Annotated in this window: 15 protein-coding genes; 9 read left to right on the top strand and 6 right to left on the bottom strand. The window is 43.5% G+C overall.

Annotated features, from left to right (window positions below; all coding sequences use genetic code 11):
• Window positions 1-28: 28 nt before the first annotated feature.
• Window positions 29-1,033, top strand: coding sequence for a gliding motility lipoprotein GldB (gene gldB / locus BLQ81_RS00700; RefSeq protein WP_092728029.1), 1,005 nt, complete (start codon window positions 29-31; stop codon window positions 1,031-1,033).
• On the opposite strand, the gene BLQ81_RS00695 is transcribed toward gldB, so the two are convergent.
• Genes BLQ81_RS00695 through nth form a run of 3 tightly spaced genes read right to left on the bottom strand, consistent with a single transcriptional unit; the run spans window position 996 to window position 4,660 of the window.
• The gene (locus BLQ81_RS00695; protein WP_092728028.1) at window positions 996-2,219 is read right to left on the bottom strand and encodes a glycosyltransferase family 4 protein; all 1,224 of its coding nucleotides are present in this window, start codon (window positions 2,217-2,219) and stop codon (window positions 996-998) included. The genes gldB and BLQ81_RS00695 overlap by 38 nt on opposite strands.
• Complete coding sequence (gene asnB / locus BLQ81_RS00690) at window positions 2,216-3,988, bottom strand: asparagine synthase (glutamine-hydrolyzing) (RefSeq protein WP_092728027.1); 1,773 nt, start codon at window positions 3,986-3,988, stop codon at window positions 2,216-2,218. Before asnB ends, BLQ81_RS00695 begins: the two co-directional genes overlap by 4 nt.
• Window positions 3,989-4,660 (bottom strand): endonuclease III, encoded by a 672-nt coding sequence (nth, locus tag BLQ81_RS00685; RefSeq protein ID WP_092728026.1) that lies wholly within the window; start codon window positions 4,658-4,660, stop codon window positions 3,989-3,991.
• 219 nt (window positions 4,661-4,879) lie between these two features.
• Between nth and BLQ81_RS22145 the strand changes: the two genes are divergently transcribed.
• Both BLQ81_RS22145 and BLQ81_RS00670 read left to right on the top strand, forming a co-directional pair.
• Window positions 4,880-5,053 (top strand): hypothetical protein, encoded by a 174-nt coding sequence (locus BLQ81_RS22145; RefSeq protein WP_175454134.1) that lies wholly within the window; start codon window positions 4,880-4,882, stop codon window positions 5,051-5,053.
• A 292-nt stretch (window positions 5,054-5,345) separates the two neighbouring features.
• Window positions 5,346-6,440 carry a DmpA family aminopeptidase gene (locus tag BLQ81_RS00670; protein ID WP_092728185.1) on the top strand — a complete coding sequence of 365 codons (1,095 nt, stop codon included), beginning with the start codon at window positions 5,346-5,348 and terminating at the stop codon, window positions 6,438-6,440.
• Between the two features lie 3 nt (window positions 6,441-6,443).
• On the opposite strand, the gene BLQ81_RS00665 is transcribed toward BLQ81_RS00670, so the two are convergent.
• On the bottom strand, window positions 6,444-7,820 hold the full coding sequence (locus tag BLQ81_RS00665) for a methyltransferase RsmF C-terminal domain-like protein (protein WP_092728023.1): 1,377 nt from the start codon (window positions 7,818-7,820) through the stop codon (window positions 6,444-6,446).
• A 107-nt stretch (window positions 7,821-7,927) separates the two neighbouring features.
• Here BLQ81_RS00665 and BLQ81_RS00660 point away from each other — a divergent pair, with 107 nt between their 5' ends.
• Window positions 7,928-8,287: a DUF1304 domain-containing protein gene (locus BLQ81_RS00660; protein ID WP_092728022.1), complete on the top strand. Its 360-nt coding sequence runs from the start codon at window positions 7,928-7,930 to the stop codon at window positions 8,285-8,287.
• 353 nt (window positions 8,288-8,640) lie between these two features.
• Here the strand turns inward: BLQ81_RS00660 and clpB are convergent, their stop codons facing one another.
• Complete coding sequence (gene clpB / locus BLQ81_RS00655) at window positions 8,641-11,259, bottom strand: ATP-dependent chaperone ClpB (RefSeq protein WP_092728021.1); 2,619 nt, start codon at window positions 11,257-11,259, stop codon at window positions 8,641-8,643.
• A gap of 296 nt (window positions 11,260-11,555) precedes the next feature.
• Between clpB and BLQ81_RS00650 the strand changes: the two genes are divergently transcribed.
• Both BLQ81_RS00650 and BLQ81_RS00645 read left to right on the top strand, forming a co-directional pair.
• The gene (locus BLQ81_RS00650; protein WP_092728020.1) at window positions 11,556-11,813 is read left to right on the top strand and encodes a DUF6364 family protein; all 258 of its coding nucleotides are present in this window, start codon (window positions 11,556-11,558) and stop codon (window positions 11,811-11,813) included.
• A complete protein-coding gene (locus tag BLQ81_RS00645; protein ID WP_092728019.1) occupies window positions 11,810-12,238 on the top strand; it encodes a type II toxin-antitoxin system VapC family toxin in 429 nt (142 codons plus the stop codon). Before BLQ81_RS00650 ends, BLQ81_RS00645 begins: the two co-directional genes overlap by 4 nt.
• Window positions 12,239-12,284: 46 nt before the next feature.
• Here the strand turns inward: BLQ81_RS00645 and BLQ81_RS00640 are convergent, their stop codons facing one another.
• On the bottom strand, window positions 12,285-13,529 hold the full coding sequence (locus tag BLQ81_RS00640) for a dipeptidase (RefSeq protein ID WP_092728018.1): 1,245 nt from the start codon (window positions 13,527-13,529) through the stop codon (window positions 12,285-12,287).
• 176 nt (window positions 13,530-13,705) lie between these two features.
• Between BLQ81_RS00640 and BLQ81_RS00635 the strand changes: the two genes are divergently transcribed.
• From BLQ81_RS00635 to BLQ81_RS00625, 3 genes are all read left to right on the top strand, one after another.
• Window positions 13,706-15,430, top strand: a complete 1,725-nt coding sequence (locus BLQ81_RS00635) for a hypothetical protein (protein ID WP_092728017.1) — start codon at window positions 13,706-13,708, stop codon at window positions 15,428-15,430.
• 8 nt (window positions 15,431-15,438) lie between these two features.
• Complete coding sequence (locus BLQ81_RS00630) at window positions 15,439-16,320, top strand: NHL repeat-containing protein (protein ID WP_092728016.1); 882 nt, start codon at window positions 15,439-15,441, stop codon at window positions 16,318-16,320.
• Between the two features lie 225 nt (window positions 16,321-16,545).
• On the top strand, window positions 16,546-17,544 hold the full coding sequence (locus BLQ81_RS00625) for an acyl-ACP desaturase (protein ID WP_092728015.1): 999 nt from the start codon (window positions 16,546-16,548) through the stop codon (window positions 17,542-17,544).
• Window positions 17,545-17,553: the final 9 nt, after the last annotated feature.

Here is a 17,553-nt window from a genome sequence, read left to right as displayed (position 1 = left end):
TTATTTTTGAATCTGAAACCAACATCCCATGAGGCCTACCCGAATTGCTTTTCTGATTCCGATCTTGATTTTAGTTTTCGCCTGTGGCAAAAAAAACCAAACCTGTGAATTGGATCCCGATATTCTTGATCAGGACATTGACTTGTCTATTACCCGTTTGGAGGATGAGTTCTTTGGTGCAAATACAGTAAAGGATTACTTGTTTCTGTTGGAAAAGCATCCTGAATTTGCTGAGGTGTACCTTCAGGAAAGCATGTATTTCTCTCCTGATTCACTCGCCGCCAGCCTACTCGAGGTTCATCAGGATTCGGCTCTGCGGGTACTGTATGACTCGGTCAAAGTGGAGTTTGCAGATATTTCTGATATTGAAACTGACCTCAAAAATGCCTTCAAGTCCATCAAATACTATTTCCCAGATTTCAAAATACCCAAGGTTTATACCTTTGTCTCCGGCTTCAATTCGGATCTGATTGTCACGGACGACATGATTGTAATCGGTCTGGACTATTACCTGCCTGCTGATCACAGCTTTCAGCCCGATATTGCGCGATACATGGCTGTGCGCTATGAACGTGAATATTTGGTTCCAATGATTGTGCTTGCCATTTCCTCCCGCTACAACATCACTGACCCCACAAACAACACCTTGCTGTCTGAGATGATGTATTATGGGAAGGCTTATCATTTTGTCAAAGCAATTATGCCCTGCACCTCAGACCAGTTTATCATTGGTTATACTCCGGAGGAAATTGCTGAATGCTTTGAAAATGAGGAGTTCATTTGGGCCCATTTTGTAGAAAATGAACTGCTTTACCAGACTAACCCCTTTGAAATCAGAAAATACATCGGAGAAGCCCCTTTTACGGATGCAATCTCCACAAAAGCCCCCGGAAGATTGGGACGATGGCTGGGCTGGAATATTGTGGACGACTATCAGTCCAACCAGAATGTAGACTTGGCAGTGCTGATGATGGAGTGGGATGTGGAGAAGATTTTCAGGCAGTCCGGATATCGACCGCGCCGCCCTGAGTAGTTGTTTTCGGCTGAGGGTTGATCAGTTCCAAAAGCCTGCTCACAGCAATTTCTTTTGAAAAATAGGTTTCTGCCAGTATTCTTGAGTTTTTGCTCAGGCGGCCGAGCTCTGAAGGATTTTCTTCCAGTTTTTCAAGCTTGGCAATAGCAGCGTCCATTTTTCCGGGAAGACAGGAGATTCCAAGTTCGTAGGTTTTTACCAAGTCGTAAACCCAGCCTTTGTGATTCACTATGATAGCCTTTCCGGCAGCCAAGGCGTCAAAAAACTTATTGGGACTGTTAGTCTTAAGTACTGGCAAATGCGCAAAAGAAATCCATGCTAAATCTGCCAGGGAAAGGACTTCGTTAACCTTTTCCTTGGATCCGAAAGGGATGAACCAGACATTTTTCAGGTTTTTTGCTTTGGTGAGATCTCTTAATCTTTGCTCGAAACTTCCTGTTCCCATGATCAGAAACCCCCAATTTTTTCCTTTTTTTTGGGCTATTTCAGCCAATTCCAGCAATTCTTCCACGGCATTTACCTGTCCCAATGCTCCGGTGTATACCAGTGTCAATCCGGCTGAAATCCCAAGCTCCACTGCTAATTTTTGATTTTTCTCTTTTGGATAAAATCGGTTCAGATCTGAAAAATTCGGAATCAAGGCTACCTCCCGCTGAGGGCTGATTTTCTGCAAATGGGCCGCTATCCCAGGAGAAAGGGCGACTAAACTCAAGGCTTGATCGTAAATTTTCCTTTCAAGGGAATAGAGCAGGGATTTTGTGACCGGATTACGGATTGCTCCAACTTGTATCGGGGCTTCCGGCCAAAGATCCCGCACTTCAAAAACATAGGGGATGGCCATTCTTTTTTTTGCCCAAAGTCCTATCAGTCCCGTGGTGAGGGGGGTTGAGGTAATGTAGAGCAAATCCGGTCTTGGTAGCTTTTTTACCAGTTTTTTAGCCTTTGTTACAAAGCGCCAAAATGCCCAAATCCGCTTAAAAAAGCCGAACTTTTGGTCATAATCCACAGGCAGGTAATGAACCCGGATGCCGTCGATCCAGCGTTGATCATAATCGGATAAGGCATGCGTGGTAATCATTTCCACCTCAATTCCAGCCTCCACCATGCCTTTGGCTAGATGGTAAGAGCGCACCGCTCCACCTTGATCGGGGGTTCGGAAATACTGATGGATGTAGATGACCTTCATAGACGCAATTTCGACCATTTTGCCAAAAGAAACAGATTATAAAGGGTTAAGAATTGCGTTTTCACTCCTGACTCTGGATTCCGTAGGATTTGTCTTACCGGATTTGAAAAGTTTTCACCCTGTGTTTTATCAAACTCCTTGAGTGTAGCGAATACTCTTTTGGATAATTCTCCGGATTCGCTAAGCCACTCTTGCAATGGAAGTCCAAAACCAAACTTCTTTCGATCTGCAACCCAGCCAAGCTCATTTTCCCGAAGCAAATTCTTAATCCAGGGTTTGCCAAGGAGGAGTGCAGGATCTTCCACCCGCTGCCATAGCCCCAAAAGGGAGGAATCCAGATAGGGCGAGCGGCCTTCGATACCATGAGCCATCAGGGCATTGTCGTGGACTTTTAAAACGTCCTGTACTAGGTAAACTTGCCGGTCAAAGTCCAGCATTCGCTTGTATACCGGTAATTTTGGATTGAAAATCCGTTCATAATCCCCGATCATTTCTGTTGGAGGGTTTTGCAAGGCGGAGAAATTCAGGAAGGTGGTATTGGGGTCAAGCTGGATTCCTGATGTGAACTTTTTCCAATTTTTTCCAAAAGGCAGCTTTTTTAAATAGTCTGCCCATTTGCACCAAAAACGCTGCAATTGCAAATATTTATCAAATGCGGCATGTCGCTGATACCCACCCCAGAGCTCATCGGATCCTGCCCCGGAAATCAGGACTTTTACCTCGGATTTGGCTTTTTTCCCAATCATCCAAGTCAGAAACCCTGCCGAATCTCCTATGGGAAGATCCACACTTCGGATGTATTCCTCCCAGTTTTCCAAGAAGGCATTTTGGTCGATGTCAATGAGATGATGATCGGTTGGAATCTGTTTGGAAAACCGAATAGCTTGGTCTCCATCTGCGTATTTTGACCGGTACTTTTTCTCAACCTGAATGGTAAAAGCGGGTAGTGAAGTTCCGGTTTTTCTGTACCAAAGTGAGTATAGCAAACTACTGTCTGCTCCACCGCTCAGAAGCAATCCTACGGGTACATCAGCATGAAATTGATTGAGTACTGTTTTTTCCAGGAGTTTGGCGAAGGAGGTTTGACTTGGCGGTTCATTATCCCCTTGCGGTACAGGGAGCGTATCCCATCTGAAAGTGTCGTGTCTGAAAAGCGTACTGTATCTACCGGGTTTCCAGGCACTGATTCCTCGATGAAAGGTTTTTCCCGGAGCGGGAGCACGGAAATAAAAATAATGATCAACCTGATCCCAATCCGGGACATGAGCTTGAAAAGCTGTAATCCCTCTCAATTCTGAAGAGATGACCAAATTATCTGGGCTTTGGGCATAATAGAGTGGTTTTTCGCCGTTTCGATCTCTTGCTACCAGCACTGATTTGCTGATCAAGTCGATGTAAATGAACGAAAACATTCCATTGAGTTTTTGCAAACCCTTTTGCCCAAAAATCTTCAGGTAATGCAATAAAACCTCGGTGTCGGATTGTGTGATGAATTCGATACCCATCTTGGTCAGTAGCCTCCTCAGTTCCTGAAAATTGTAAATTTCTCCATTCAAAATTAGCAGACTGTTGCCATCTGGAGCCCAAAATGGCTGGTCTGCATCTGGCCCATGATGAAGAATTTTGAGGCGATTTACGCCAATCCAAAGCCCGTTCCATGGAGAATAGATGGCAGACTGATCCGGACCTCTGTGGTGAGTGGCATCGACCAAAGCCTGAATGGACTTTTTACTTGCCTTTTTGCCCCAAATTAAATGTATCCCGCACATTTATTTTTGAACGCCCTCCTTAGCTGCGATCTTGTTGGCCTTTTCGAAATACTTACAAAAATGAGTGATAGTGCATTCCTCACATTTAGGTCTGCGCGCAAGACAAGTATATCTCCCATGAAGAATCAGCCAATGATGGGCTACGTGGATGTATTGTTTGGGGATGTGTTTGACAAGTTGTTTCTCCACATCATAGGGTGTTTTAGCAGTCAAAGGGACAAGGCCAAGTCGTCTGGACACCCGGAAAACATGTGTATCAACAGCCATATTGGGTTGATTCCATACTACAGAGGTGATGACATTGGCAGTTTTTCGGCCAACTCCGGGAAGTTTGGTTAATTCATCGACGGTGGACGGCACCTCTCCCCCAAACTCTTCCATCAGCATTTTACCCAATCCGATCAGGTGTTTCGTTTTATTATTGGGATAGGAAATGGAGCGGATGTAGGGGAAAAGTTCATCAAAATGAGTCGCCGCCAAATGCGCTGGGGTGGGAAAATGCTCAAAAAGAGTTCGTGTTACAATATTTACACGCTTGTCTGTACATTGGGCAGAGAGGACCACAGCTACCAAGAGCTGGAAGGGATTTTCGTATTGAAGTTCCGTTTCAGCTATGGGCATGTTTTCCGAAAAGTGAGAAATAAAAGCTTCGTATCGCTGTTTTTTAAGCATGAATAAGTTCTAGTTGGAAACGGAGGATAAGATAGGTATAATTGGAATATTGGAAGATTTGAAAATTGAAAAATTAGGCGACATTTTTTTATTGCTTCAAAAAAGTAGGACTTAATTTCAAACGTTTATAACCAACAGATTTTTGGTGCTTTTGGGTATATTTAAGAAAATATCAGAGTCATGGAAGCGATCATTTTAAAAAGTAAATCGTCCAAAAATTTGAAGCAAATCAAAGAGCTTGCCAAAGCTCTTGGCGTTGAGTTTTCAATTATCAAAGACGAGTTGGCCGAAGATTTAGCTTTGGCAAATGCAATCGAAAGTGGGAAGACTGGAGAATATGTGGACTTAGCTAATTTTTTGGGAGAACTGAAAAATGAAAATTCTGATAGATAAATCCTTTTATAAGGACTGGAAGAAAATCAAAGACCAAGATCTTAATCAGAAAGTTTTGAGTTTCATTGAGGAAATTCAAAAAGCTGAGTCCCTCAGTTCCCTTTCAAACTTGAAAAAATTAGTAGGCACAAAGAGTTACTTTAGAGCAAAGCTTGGAAATTATCGTGTTTGATTACTATGGGAAAATGACCATCTGATTTTTATTCGAATCCTTCACAGAAAGGATATTTACAGTTTTTTCCCCTAAAAATTTAACTTCAATGTTTTGAAAAAAACCATCATAATCATTCTAATGACCTTTATTTCTCTGGGAGGAATTTCCCAAACCCGCCCAAGTGAACTCGGTATTCCCTTTGGCGTGCTACCCACGGGCCAGCTTAACTCCATCACAGATGTAAAAGGCCTGATAGTCGGTCATTTTACCAAAAACGAAGGAGAGCATATCCGAACCGGCGTGACAGCAATTTTGCCTCATGGAGGGAATCTTTTTCAGGAGAAAGTGCCAGCGGCCATTTTTGTGGGAAATGGATTCGGCAAGTTGGCCGGAGTGACGCAGGTACAGGAGTTGGGAAATATCGAATCTCCGATCATTCTTACCAATACGCTTAGCGTGGCCGCGGGAATTGAAGGGGTGGTGAACTATTCGCTGTCCCAGCCGGGAAATGAACAAATCCAATCTGTCAACGCTGTGGTCGGAGAAACAAACGACGGCTACCTGAATGACATTCGAGGGATGCATATTACTTCGGATGAAGTCATTGAAGCTATTCAAAATGCCAAATCCGGTCCTATTGAAGAGGGGAATGTCGGTGCCGGAACGGGTACAGTTTGCTTTGGCTGGAAAGGAGGAATCGGGTCTTCCTCGCGAAAGCTGCCCGAAAGCCTCGGAGGATATACAGTTGGTGTTCTGGTCCAGACCAATTTTGGCGGAAACTTGCAGATTGCAGGAGTTCCCGTCGGGGAAAAGCTTGGAAAGTACCCTTTCAAAGATGCGCTGGAAAAATCGGATGGCAGTTGCATGATTATCGTGGCGACTGATGCCCCGGTTTTGGAGCGAAATCTGGAGCGCATGGCTCAGCGGGCTATGATGGGCTTGGCAAAAACGGGAGGGATTGCTTCCAATGGCTCGGGAGATTATGTAATCGCTTTTTCCACAGCAGAGGGCCTGCGAATACCTCATTCTGTTCCGGCTCAATTGCTTCAGAAAGCTGAATTTCTCGGAAATGATGACATGACTTCTCTTTTTCTAGCAGTAATCGAGGCAACAGAGGAAGCGATTATTAATTCACTTTTTGCAGCGGAAACGATGGTGGGAAAAGACGGAAGAAAAGTTGAGGCGCTGCCAAAAGAAAAAGTTTTAGATTGGGTGAAAAAGGGAAATCATTAATTCTCACATCCTTATTCGCCATTCCTTTGGAAAGTAATTGTTCACACGATTTCCCAAGTTTTTGACCCAACCCAGCGGAAGATTTTGATAAGTCATCAGCACCCAGCCACTAGGCAGATCGGCGATTTCCTGATCGTTTTTTCGCAAAAAATCCAAAGCTTGGTCTAAGGTGACTTCGAAAGAATCAAAGCCGTTTTTTGGTAACGTAGACAGGGCCCATTCATGCGAAGGAATCCAATCGTTTTTCTGTTTTTTGCCCAGCTCCACCCCAAAATACCGCAAACTCAGATGCAATGCAATCCGCTCAAAATGTCTGAAAAAGGCTTGGTTAATTCTGAATATTGAATCGTTAAGACTGTAATACTTTCCTTTTCCTTCGAATCCTAATTCTGTATCGAATCCTATTTCTTCCCGCTCATTGATAGATTTCAAAACCGGATGCTTGAAGTCTTTGATCTTTCCGGGTTCCTGCGAGGAGGCGGAATCTGGTCGCTTTAGAATGGTGATAAAAAAGCCCTCACCTTCTACCTTATGAGGGAAAAAACGGTATCCGAAAAACGTCCCATCGGGTGTTTCTACCGGAGATTCTACGATGTTCCAAATTGGATCGAGCGGAATTTGGACGGGCTCGAAAGCAAATTCCCCGGTGAGAAATTGGATCATTTCCTCGTTTTCCTGCTTGTTGAATGTGCAAGTTGAGTAGATTAGGTAACCGCCTCCTTTGACCAAAGCCCCGGCCTTGTCCATGATGCGTTTTTGTCTTGCAGAGCAAAGCTGCACATTGTCTGGTGACCACTCTTCCCGGGCTTGTGGATCTTTTCTGAACATTCCCTCACCCGAGCAAGGCGCATCCACCAAGACCAAGTCAAAAAAACCTGCCAAGGGTTCGAAATGATCGGGATCATTGTTGGACACGATGATATTTCCCAAGCCCCATTTGATCGCATTTTCTTTCAGAATTTGGGCTCTGGATTGGATGACTTCATTGGCAACTACAAGTCCTTCATTTCCTAGATAAGTGGATAGCAACGTGCTTTTTCCGCCAGGCGCAGCGGCCAAATCAAGGTAAATTCCTTTGGGAATCTGAAGGCTATCAAGGATATGTTCGATAAACATAGACGAAGCTTCCTGAACGTAATAGGCACCTGCCTGAAATGCTGGGTCAAGGGTGAAACTTGGGCGATCTTCTAGAAAAAAACCTTGTCTGGACCAAGGAATTGGAGAATTTGGCCAGTTTAGAGTGAACGGTTTTGCCGAATTCAGACGAATGGAGGTACGTGGTGTTTGGTTGACTGCAGTTTTAAAAGCTTCGAATTCTTCTTTTCCCAAAAGTGAAAACATTTGAGACTCGAATTCTGTGGGCAGTTTTATTTCGGACATGAGGCAAAGATAGGTTTTTCGGTCGACGGACGACAGTCCACTGTCCACGGCGGTGGACCTTCGTCAGTGGACTGTTGACCTTTTTTCCATATATTCAAATAAAAACAATGGATCTACTCACCAACATCGTCATCGGCTTGGTAGCCGCACTTCATCTGTATTTTTTATGGTTTGAAATGTTTGCCTGGGAGACCACAGGAATGAAAATATTTCGTCAAATGCCTGCGGAAATGTTCCCAAAAACAAAAGCGTTAGCGGCAAATCAGGGATTGTATAATGGGTTTTTAGTGGCTGGGTTGGTCTGGTCCTTGGTGATTTTAGATCCTGTTTGGGCGGATAAAGTAGCCTTGTTTTTTCTGACCTGTGTGTTGATTGCGGGGATTTTTGGAGGAATTACGGCAAGTAAAAAGATCTTTTATGTGCAGGGCCTGCCTGCACTGGTGGGGATTGTGTTGATTTTGATTTAGTTCACCGCAAGAGACGGGGGGTGACATGATCAAACTATTTGGATTCCAGTTTGCTTTACTTTAGTGATTAAAGGTGAGTTTTCTGAATTTTCGTAACAATTCAGCAATTCTTGGAGAGTACGTGTATATCTCACAGAAAAGAAATTTTTGGCAAAAACTTAAAGGCATTTTCCAAAAAGCTGACAAAGCAAATTGCTCCATCCCATCCCATTTGTATTCTTAAATAAAAACCCCCAAAGTCCCTAAAGACCTTGAGGGTTCTAACCTATCTCGCAAAGCTTATTTGATCCACGCAGCGGATTTATTTCACGAGGTTTATCTCGCGCTAGCGTATTTCAGGAAGTATATCTCAATTAAACCTCTACCACTTCAATATTCTTAAAATACACCTGCTTATCGGCATCCAAGTCCACCAACACCGCTGAGTCATTTTTGATGTATCCTGAGAGAATTTGCTTCGAAAGCTCGTTTAAGACCAATCGCTGCATGGTTCGCTTCAAAGGTCTCGCTCCGAAATTCGGATCAAAACCTACCTCGCCCAAATAATCCAGAACCTCGGTCGTAGCCTCAATCTCGATATTCGCTTCAGAAAGACGCTTCTGAATTTCTCTCCACTGGATGTCTACAATCTTTCGGATGATGTCCTTGCTCAGTGGCTCAAACATGATCGTTTCATCAATTCGGTTGAGGAATTCGGGTCTCACAGCTTTCTTCAGCATCTCGTACACCTCGACTTTGGTCTTTTCCAAAATCTCCTCCCTGTTCCAGTCTTCCATCTCGGCAAATCGCTCCTGAATCAAGTGCGAACCGATATTGGTCGTCAGAATGATGATGGTGTTTTTGAAATTGGCCAATCGACCTTTATTGTCGGTCAATCGTCCATCGTCCAAAACCTGCAGCAGGATGTTGAACACGTCCGGGTGAGCCTTTTCGATCTCATCCAACAAGATCACAGAGTAAGGCTTTCTCCGCACCGCCTCGGTCAGCTGTCCGCCTTCATCGTATCCCACATAGCCCGGAGGCGCTCCCACTAGTCTGCTGACGGCATGGCGCTCCTGATACTCAGACATGTCGATTCGCACCATTGCATTGTCATCGTTGAAGAGATATTCTGCTAGGGCTTTTGCCAGTTCAGTTTTCCCTACTCCTGTGGTACCCATGAAGATAAAGCTTCCAATCGGTCGCTTTGGATCCTGCAAACCAGCCCGGCTTCTTCGTACAGCATCGGACAAAGCAACAATCGCCTCTCGCTGACCTGCCACTCGTTTCCCTAATTCCTCTTCCAAATGCAGGAGTTTTTCCCGCTCGGATTGGATCATTTTGGAAACTGGAATCCCGGTCCATTTAGACACCACCGTAGCAATATCTTCCTGATCCACTTCTTCTTTGAGAAGGGGTGAACCCGCCTGCATTTCTGCCAATTGGCTTTTGAAAGATTCCAACTTCTTCTCGGCTTCCCCTATTTTCCCATATCGGATCTCGGCTACTTTGCCAAAATCACCGGCACGCTCGGCTTGTTCAGCTTCCAATTTCAACTTGTCCATCGCTTCTTTTTCTCTGCGAATGCCCATGATGACTGCCTTTTCGCTTTCCCATTTGGCTTTGACGTTTTGACGCTTCTCAGAGAGTTCGGCGATTTCCTTGCTCAGGACAGTTTCTTTGTCTCGGTTATTTTCTCTTCGGATCGCTTCTCGCTCAATCTCCAATTGCATGATCCTTCGGTTCAGTTCATCCAATTCCTGAGGCAAAGAGTCAATCTCCATTCTCAGTTTGGCGGCAGCCTCATCCATCAGGTCAATGGCTTTGTCAGGTAGAAATCGATCGGAAATGTAGCGCTGCGAAAGCTCCACAGCTGCTATTACCGCATCGTCCTTGATTCGCACGCCGTGGTGGAGTTCGTATTTGTCTTTGATTCCTCGAAGGATGGATATCGCATCGGCAGCGTCCGGTTCGTCGACGATTACCGCTTGGAATCTACGCTCCAAGGCCTTGTCTTTCTCGATGTATTTCTGGTATTCCTTTAGCGTAGTTGCACCGATTGCATGGAGTTCACCCCGTGCCAATGCCGGCTTCAGTAGATTTGCTGCATCCATTGCCCCTTCTCCACCACCACCGGCTCCGATCAAAGTATGGATCTCATCGATGAAAAGGATGATTTCGCCCTCAGCATCCGTCACTTCCTTGATTACTGCTTTGAGTCGCTCTTCGAATTCCCCTTTGTATTTGGCACCTGCTATGAGTAGACCCATATCCAAAGAAATAAGGGTTTTGGATTTCAGGTTTTCAGGCACATCACCAGAAACTATTCGCTGGGCGAGTCCCTCGACAATTGCCGTCTTTCCTACTCCTGGTTCTCCAAGTAAGATTGGGTTGTTTTTGGTTCGTCTTGCAAGGATTTGCAGGACACGTCTGATTTCTTCATCCCGGCCAATAACAGGGTCGATTTTACCCTTTTTGGCCAGATCGTTCAGATTTTTGGAGTATTTCTCCAGAGCCCTGTACTTGCTTTCTGCGTTTGGATCAGTCACTTTATTTCCTTTTCTAAGTTCCTTGATTGCTTCGATCAGTGGCTTATCAGCCAATCCCTGATTCTTGAGTAATTGAGCGGTGGCATCGCTTCCCGCAAGTAGGGCCAAAAGCAAATGCTCGATGGCAACGTATTCGTCCCCGAATGTTTTGAGGTAGTCTTTTGCTTTTGTAAGCGCTTGATTGGCTGCACCGGAGAGGTAGGGCTGCTGATTGGTTCCACTTACTTTAGGAAGTTTGGCCAATTCCTGATCCAGTTTTTGATCGATCAGCTGCTTATTGGTGCCAAGTTTTTTGAAAAGAAAGTCCGTGACATTCTCATCTTCCACAAAGATTCCCTTTAGCAAATGAGCCGTTTCAATTGCAGGAGTTCCTGACCCGGTTGCAAGTTCAGCGGCTTTCTGAATCGCTTCCTGAGATTTTATAGTGAATTGTTTGAAGTCCATTTTGATAGTTAGTGGTTAGTTGTCTACCCTCTTGGGTCAAATCTTTCGCCAACCCCAAAATTCGGACAGAATGGCCGTAAATCAGGGGTTTTTAGAATGAAATCAGGAAATTTTGTCTGTATTCAGGGATATTTCCCCTTTAATTTGGACAGAATATCAGTGGAGAATAAGGAATTTGGAAGTCGCAATTTGCGACTTCAAATTGGAATAAACGGAGACGGCTATATAATTTAGAAAAACTGAAAATTTGAATTGACGTATAATTTATTTTGATTTGTACGTCAAATAACTCAAGTATGGATACCAAGCTTACATTAAGATTAGATTCAGAGATAATCGAACGGGCGAAGAAATATGCTTCTGATCAAAAAATCAGCCTTTCTAAACTTGTGGAGACCTATTTGGATACAATATCAAAGTCCAATTCAGAAGAGTCGAATGATATCCAATTAACTCCCTTAGTGAAAAGTCTCTTGGGGGCCGCTGGTTCTTTGCCAGAAAACTATGATTACAAAAAAGAGTACAGGGATTACCTTGACAAAAAATATCAATGAAGAAGTTATTTATTGACACCAATATCCTCATTGATTTTTTGACTCAAAGAAAGCCTTTTGATTTTCAGGCAGGGAAGATATTTTCATTGGCAGAACAAAATTTAATATCCTGTGGCGTTTCCTCACTTTCAATCGAAAACACCCATTATCATCTTCTCAAATTGATGAATCCCAATGCAGTAAATGAACTTTTGCGAAGATTTAAAATTTTGCTCAAAGTCCATCCTCTGGATGAAAAACTGATTGATTTGGGATTGAATAGCTCAGATTTCAGTGATTTTGAAGATTCCCTTCAATATTTCACCGCACTTGAGTTTGGGTATGATGGGATCATCACCCGTAATCAAAAGGATTTCAAAAAATCAAGTCTTCCGATTTTGGCCCCTGATCAGTTTCTTGAAATCTTTAAAAAAGAAGAACTCTGATTTTTCAATTCAGAGTTCTTAAAAAAGGCATTTTGTTTAGGCTCTATTACTGATTAGCTGCATAATCCTCCACGGCTTTCCATACGCGGAAGATATTTTTATAACAAATCTTTTCGATGTCTTCCTTGGTATATCCTCGCTTCAGAAGTTCTGCAATCAGGTTTGGAAACATGGAGACATCTTTCAATCCGGTAGGAAGTGAATCCCCTACCCCATCAAAGTCAGAACCCAAACCGATGTAGTCCACACCAACGAGATTTTTGACATGATCAAAATGATCAGCCACACGCTGCACAGTTGGAAATGGATTATTGGCGGCAGCATAGGCTTCTGCATAAGCTTTAAAGGCAGAATCCGTCCGGCTGAGGTTGTTTTCGGCCAAGTAGTTGACCAGATGCTCGCGGACTTTGGCTGAACCTGCGGCATAGGCCGAATCGATAAACGAGCCTCCAAAATTGATCATCATCACGCCGCCGTTTTTGGCCATAGCTTGGATCAATTCATCGCTCATGTTTCGCTCAAAACCCGGAGTGAATTTCCGGACTGAAGAGTGGGAAGCAATCACGGGCACTTTGGTGATAGCCAAGGCATCCCGGAACGTATTGTCAGAAACGTGGCTGAGATCGACCATAATTCCAACCCTGTTCATTTCTTTAACCACTTCTTCTCCAAATGGACTAAGTCCTCCATGAGTACCTGTAGTGTCGTAACTGGCATCTCCGATCAGATTATCCGTTCCGTGGGTGAGGGTGATGTATCGGATTCCACGTTGGAAAAAGTATGCTACATTGGCCAAGTCATCTTCAATACCGGCACCATTTTCCATACCCATCGGTAATGAAATCAAGCCCTTTGAAAAATTGGCCTCAATATCTGCCGGACTGTAGGCCATTGCAAACTTATCAGGAAAAGTAGACGCTAATCGCTCGGTCATCCGGATCAGAGAATCAGCCAAAGCCTTGGATGCTCCGGGAGTTTTTTGATTTCCTGCGGGAATATAAATGGACATAAACGGTGCATCCAGTCCACCTTCTTTGGCCCGGGGAAAGTCAAAATTACCATCCGGAGTACGAACAGATACATCTAGGATTTCACGTTGAAGGGTAAAGCCTCCGACTTTCATCCTATAAGGCAAATCCACATGCCCATCTACCATAATGATCGATTGAGCGATCTCGGTAGCTGCTTTGAGCCGCTCCTCGTCGGACATTTTGGTATAATCGATTACTTCTTCTTTTTGAGCACAGGAAAATGCTCCGACCATAAGTATTAAGGCAAAAATCTTTTTCATTCGAATGGTGGTTTTTAGAATTACTAAGATAGGCTCTTTTCAATATCTGCTACAGAATAATCCATAACCGGCTCCAAAAACAAAATAAAATCAAGGTTAGGGTCTGAATAAAACTTGACTTCAGAAGATTAATCCGAAATTGAGTAAATTAGCTTTTGCATCCAACAACAATTCCAATGATTAAATCACTTTTCCTTTTTCTCCTAGCAGTTCTTTTTTGGAATTGTACTGGTTCTACCTCGGAAAATATCGAGATCAAAATAGCTTCGGAACTTGAATCAGACCTCAAGGATGGCCGGTTACTTTTGATCTTTTCTAAAAACCATGAGGCAGAACCGAGATTTGGAATCAATGACAATGTAGGCACAAATCAGGTTTTTGGGATGGACTTTGAAAACTTCAGTTCGGGGAAACCCTTGATTTTTGACCCAAAAAGCTTTGGCTATCCCGTAGAAAACCTGCACGAAATTCCTTCAGGAGAATATACTGTACAGGCTTTCATTCAAAAACATGAAACCTTTACCCGCTCGGATGGGCATACTGTTAAACTACCCATGGATCAAGGTGAAGGCCGCCAATGGGCAAGAGCTCCAAAAAATATTTACTCGACCCCTGTAAAAGTCAACTGGGAAAAAGGCAAAAGTTTAACACTTGATATAAATCAGATCATTCCGCCAGTAGAGGAACCTCAGGACACCAAATACATTAAACACATCAAGATCAAGTCTGAAAAACTCTCCGAATTTTGGGGGAGAGACATGTTCTTGGGAGCACATGTGCTTTTACCGGAGAGTTTTGAAGAAAACCCAAATCAATATTTTCCTTTGATGATCTATCATGGTCATTTTCCTTCTGATTTTGGAGGATTCCGAACAACTCCTCCTGATCCGGAATTAGGTGATGACGATTACAGTGCACGATTTGGGATTTACGGGTATGCCAAAATGCAGCAGCAGGAAGCATTTGACTTCTACCAAAAGTGGATTTCACCTGATTTCAAGCGTTTTATAATAATCGAAATACAACATGCCAACCCATTTTACGACGACAGCTATGCGGTCAATTCTGCAAATCTCGGACCTTATGGAGATGCTATTACCTTTGAATTGATTCCCCATATTGAGAAAGAGTTTAGAGGAATTGGTGAAGGTTGGGCAAGGTTTTTATATGGAGGATCAACAGGAGGATGGGAAGCCTTAGCCGTTCAGGTTTTTTATCCTGACGAATACAATGGATGTTTTGCCGCTTGTCCGGACCCAATAGATTTCAGAGCATATACCACAGTAGATATTTATCAAGATCAAAATGCGTACTTCAAAGAAGGGGAGTTTAGAAAAACCCTTCGTCCCGGGCACCGCAATTATTTAGGTCATGTAGACGCCATGGTGCGGGATATGAATCATCGAGAATTGGCGATCGGTGGCGACAAATCCAGGTCTGGAGACCAGTTTGACATCTGGCAAGCGGTTTATTCCCCAGTTGGAGATGATGGCTATCCAAAGCCAATTTGGGACAAATATTCCGGAGAAATTGACAAAGAAGTGTCTGCCTATTGGAAAGAAAATTTCGACCTTCGCCACATCATGGAGCGGGATTGGGAGAAATTAGGACCAAAATTGGAGGGGAAAGTCCATATTTACTGTGGTGACATGGATAACTATTACCTCAACAATGCGGTTTACCTTACTGAAGATTTTCTGGAACAAACCAAAAACCCATACTATGATGGAAAAGTGGCTTATGGAGATCGGGCAGAACATTGCTGGAACGGAGATCCAAATCTTCCCAATTACATCACCAGACTCCGATACAATACGATGTATCTGGATGAAATTCAGAATCGATTCCTGAAATCCGCTCCGAAAAATTTTAACCAAAAGAATTGGACAATCATCAAATAATCTAAAAAATGAACACTACGCTTAAAATCGGGCTTATGGGCCTTTCTGCAACACTTCTTTTCTCTCAATGTGCGCCACAAAAAACAGAAGAAGTTGTGGAGGAAATCCTCGTTGAGGCTAAAACTCCAACGCTCACCTTACTTTGGGAGACAGAAGCTTCTCTACCTACCAACGAGTCCGTACTTTTTGACGAGGCTACAGGTACCATTTATGTCTCAAACATCGGAGGTATGGATCCTCAAGCTAAAGACGGAAAAGGATCCATCGCAATTATTGACAGAGATGGTAAAATCGTTAATCCAGTGTGGGTTGGTGGATTGAACAGCCCCAAGGGAATGGCCATTTCGGAGGGTAAACTGTATGTCACCGATATCGATGAATTGGTTGAGATAGACATCTCCACGGCAAAAGTTTCCAACAAATGGAAAGTAGAAGGTGCAATATTCCTAAATGACGTTGCTTCACATGAGGGAACTGTATATTTCACTGACATGAACACCGGAAAAGTTCACGCTTACGCAGATGGCTCGATCTCAATGGTATCAGAAGGACATGCTTCGATCAATGGCATTGCAGTAGCCAAGGACGGGACGATCTATGGCCTTGACGGCTCAGGGCTTAAAATGTGGAATGCAGATGGCACCGCCTCTGTGGTAAATGCAAACGTGACCGGAGGTGATGGTTTAATCATCTTGGGTGATGGCAATTTTGTTGCTTCAAGATGGCAAGGTGAAATATGGTTTGCATCTGCTGATGGAGAGACCAAGATGCTGGACACAAAATCTGCAGAATCAAACACGGCCGATATTGGATACAATGCAGCCGAAAAGATCCTTTACGTTCCTACCTTTTTCAAAAATAAGGTGGCTGCATATAAGTTAGATTATTGATTCAATTGACTTGAAAGGCACATTACTTTCAAAATGGACCTTTTAATGATATTTTCACGTTAACAGAATCAAAGGAAGTTACTAAATCACGTAAATTCCATTCATGGAAACTGGAGCCAGAATGAGAATTTTTCTATAATCAATCCAGTGATTTGTGAGTAACTTTCCGAACCGAACAAGTCAACCCTACGCAATTTTAGCTTTGCGTAAATTTCAAGTAACCTAATGAAAACAGGCGAAATCAATTACGAACTAGAAAAGAATATTGAGGTCATTTCCCAATTGGATGGCTTAGTTGCTGATGCTGTGGATAATATTTTGGTAGATCCGGATAAATGTTGGCAGCCATCAGATTTTCTTCCTGATTTTGGAGATCCCAACATCCATGAAGAAATCAAGCTTCTTCAAAAAAGAGCAGAAGGAATTCCCGACACGGTATTGACGTCCCTGATTGGTAATATGATCACTGAGGAAGCCCTTCCCAGTTATCAGACGTATTTCAATCTGTTGGAAGGCATCAATCCAGAGCGAAATCTGCTTGCTCCGGGAGGTTGGGTAAGATGGTCTAAGTCTTGGACTGCTGAGGAAAACAGACACGGCGACTTGCTCAATAAGTACCTTTACATGACAGGGAGAGTGGATATGAAAGCCGTAGAGCGGACTATTCATAGACTGTTGACCAATGGATTTGATCCCAATTCGGGTGGAGATCCTTATCAGGCGATTGTCTATACATCCTTTCAGGAAAGAGCGACCAAGATATCACATGTCAATACCGGAAAACTGGCAGATATAGCCGGGGATTCTGTGTTGGGAAGAATATGCAAACAAATCGCTGGTGATGAAGCGAGACATGAAAAGGCATACAAATCTTTCATGTCAAGAATCTTCGAGATCGATCCAAATGGTGCGATCCTCGCTTTTGAGAAATTGATGAGAAAGCAAATCGTCATGCCGGCGGTATTGATGGGTGAAGGAAGTTCAAATCCATCTCTGTTCACACAGTTTTCTGAGATCACTCAGAAAGTAGGGATCTATACTAGTTGGGATTATGCCCGAATCATCGATCACCTAGTTGGACTTTGGAAGATCGAGGCACTCACAGGATTGGATGCAGCCGCGGCAAAAGCGCAGGATTACCTAGCGAAATTATCGGAGCGCTACATGAGAGTAGCTGACCGAATGAAAGCTCCTGATGAAGTAAAACTCGCTTGGCTTAAATAACTGAAATTT

It is taken from the genome of Algoriphagus alkaliphilus (assembly GCF_900103735.1).
GTDB lineage: Bacteria > Bacteroidota > Bacteroidia > Cytophagales > Cyclobacteriaceae > Algoriphagus > Algoriphagus alkaliphilus.
This window is presented reverse-complemented; position numbering and strand designations above follow the sequence as displayed.

Bases quoted from the DNA above. Each gene is read 5' to 3' on its own strand.
- gldB (WP_092728029.1), top strand. From the start codon at position 29: ATGAGGCCTACCCGAATTGCTTTTCTGATTCCGATCTTGATTTTAGTT.
- BLQ81_RS00695 (WP_092728028.1), bottom strand. From the start codon at position 2,219: ATGAAGGTCATCTACATCCATCAGTATTTCCGAACCCCCGATCAAGGT.
- asnB (WP_092728027.1), bottom strand. From the start codon at position 3,988: ATGTGCGGGATACATTTAATTTGGGGCAAAAAGGCAAGTAAAAAGTCC.
- nth (WP_092728026.1), bottom strand. From the start codon at position 4,660: ATGCTTAAAAAACAGCGATACGAAGCTTTTATTTCTCACTTTTCGGAA.
- BLQ81_RS00670 (WP_092728185.1), top strand. From the start codon at position 5,346: ATGACCTTTATTTCTCTGGGAGGAATTTCCCAAACCCGCCCAAGTGAA.
- BLQ81_RS00665 (WP_092728023.1), bottom strand. From the start codon at position 7,820: ATGTCCGAAATAAAACTGCCCACAGAATTCGAGTCTCAAATGTTTTCA.
- BLQ81_RS00660 (WP_092728022.1), top strand. From the start codon at position 7,928: ATGGATCTACTCACCAACATCGTCATCGGCTTGGTAGCCGCACTTCAT.
- clpB (WP_092728021.1), bottom strand. From the start codon at position 11,259: ATGGACTTCAAACAATTCACTATAAAATCTCAGGAAGCGATTCAGAAA.
- BLQ81_RS00650 (WP_092728020.1), top strand. From the start codon at position 11,556: ATGGATACCAAGCTTACATTAAGATTAGATTCAGAGATAATCGAACGG.
- BLQ81_RS00645 (WP_092728019.1), top strand. From the start codon at position 11,810: ATGAAGAAGTTATTTATTGACACCAATATCCTCATTGATTTTTTGACT.
- BLQ81_RS00640 (WP_092728018.1), bottom strand. From the start codon at position 13,529: ATGAAAAAGATTTTTGCCTTAATACTTATGGTCGGAGCATTTTCCTGT.
- BLQ81_RS00635 (WP_092728017.1), top strand. From the start codon at position 13,706: ATGATTAAATCACTTTTCCTTTTTCTCCTAGCAGTTCTTTTTTGGAAT.
- BLQ81_RS00630 (WP_092728016.1), top strand. From the start codon at position 15,439: ATGAACACTACGCTTAAAATCGGGCTTATGGGCCTTTCTGCAACACTT.
- BLQ81_RS00625 (WP_092728015.1), top strand. From the start codon at position 16,546: ATGAAAACAGGCGAAATCAATTACGAACTAGAAAAGAATATTGAGGTC.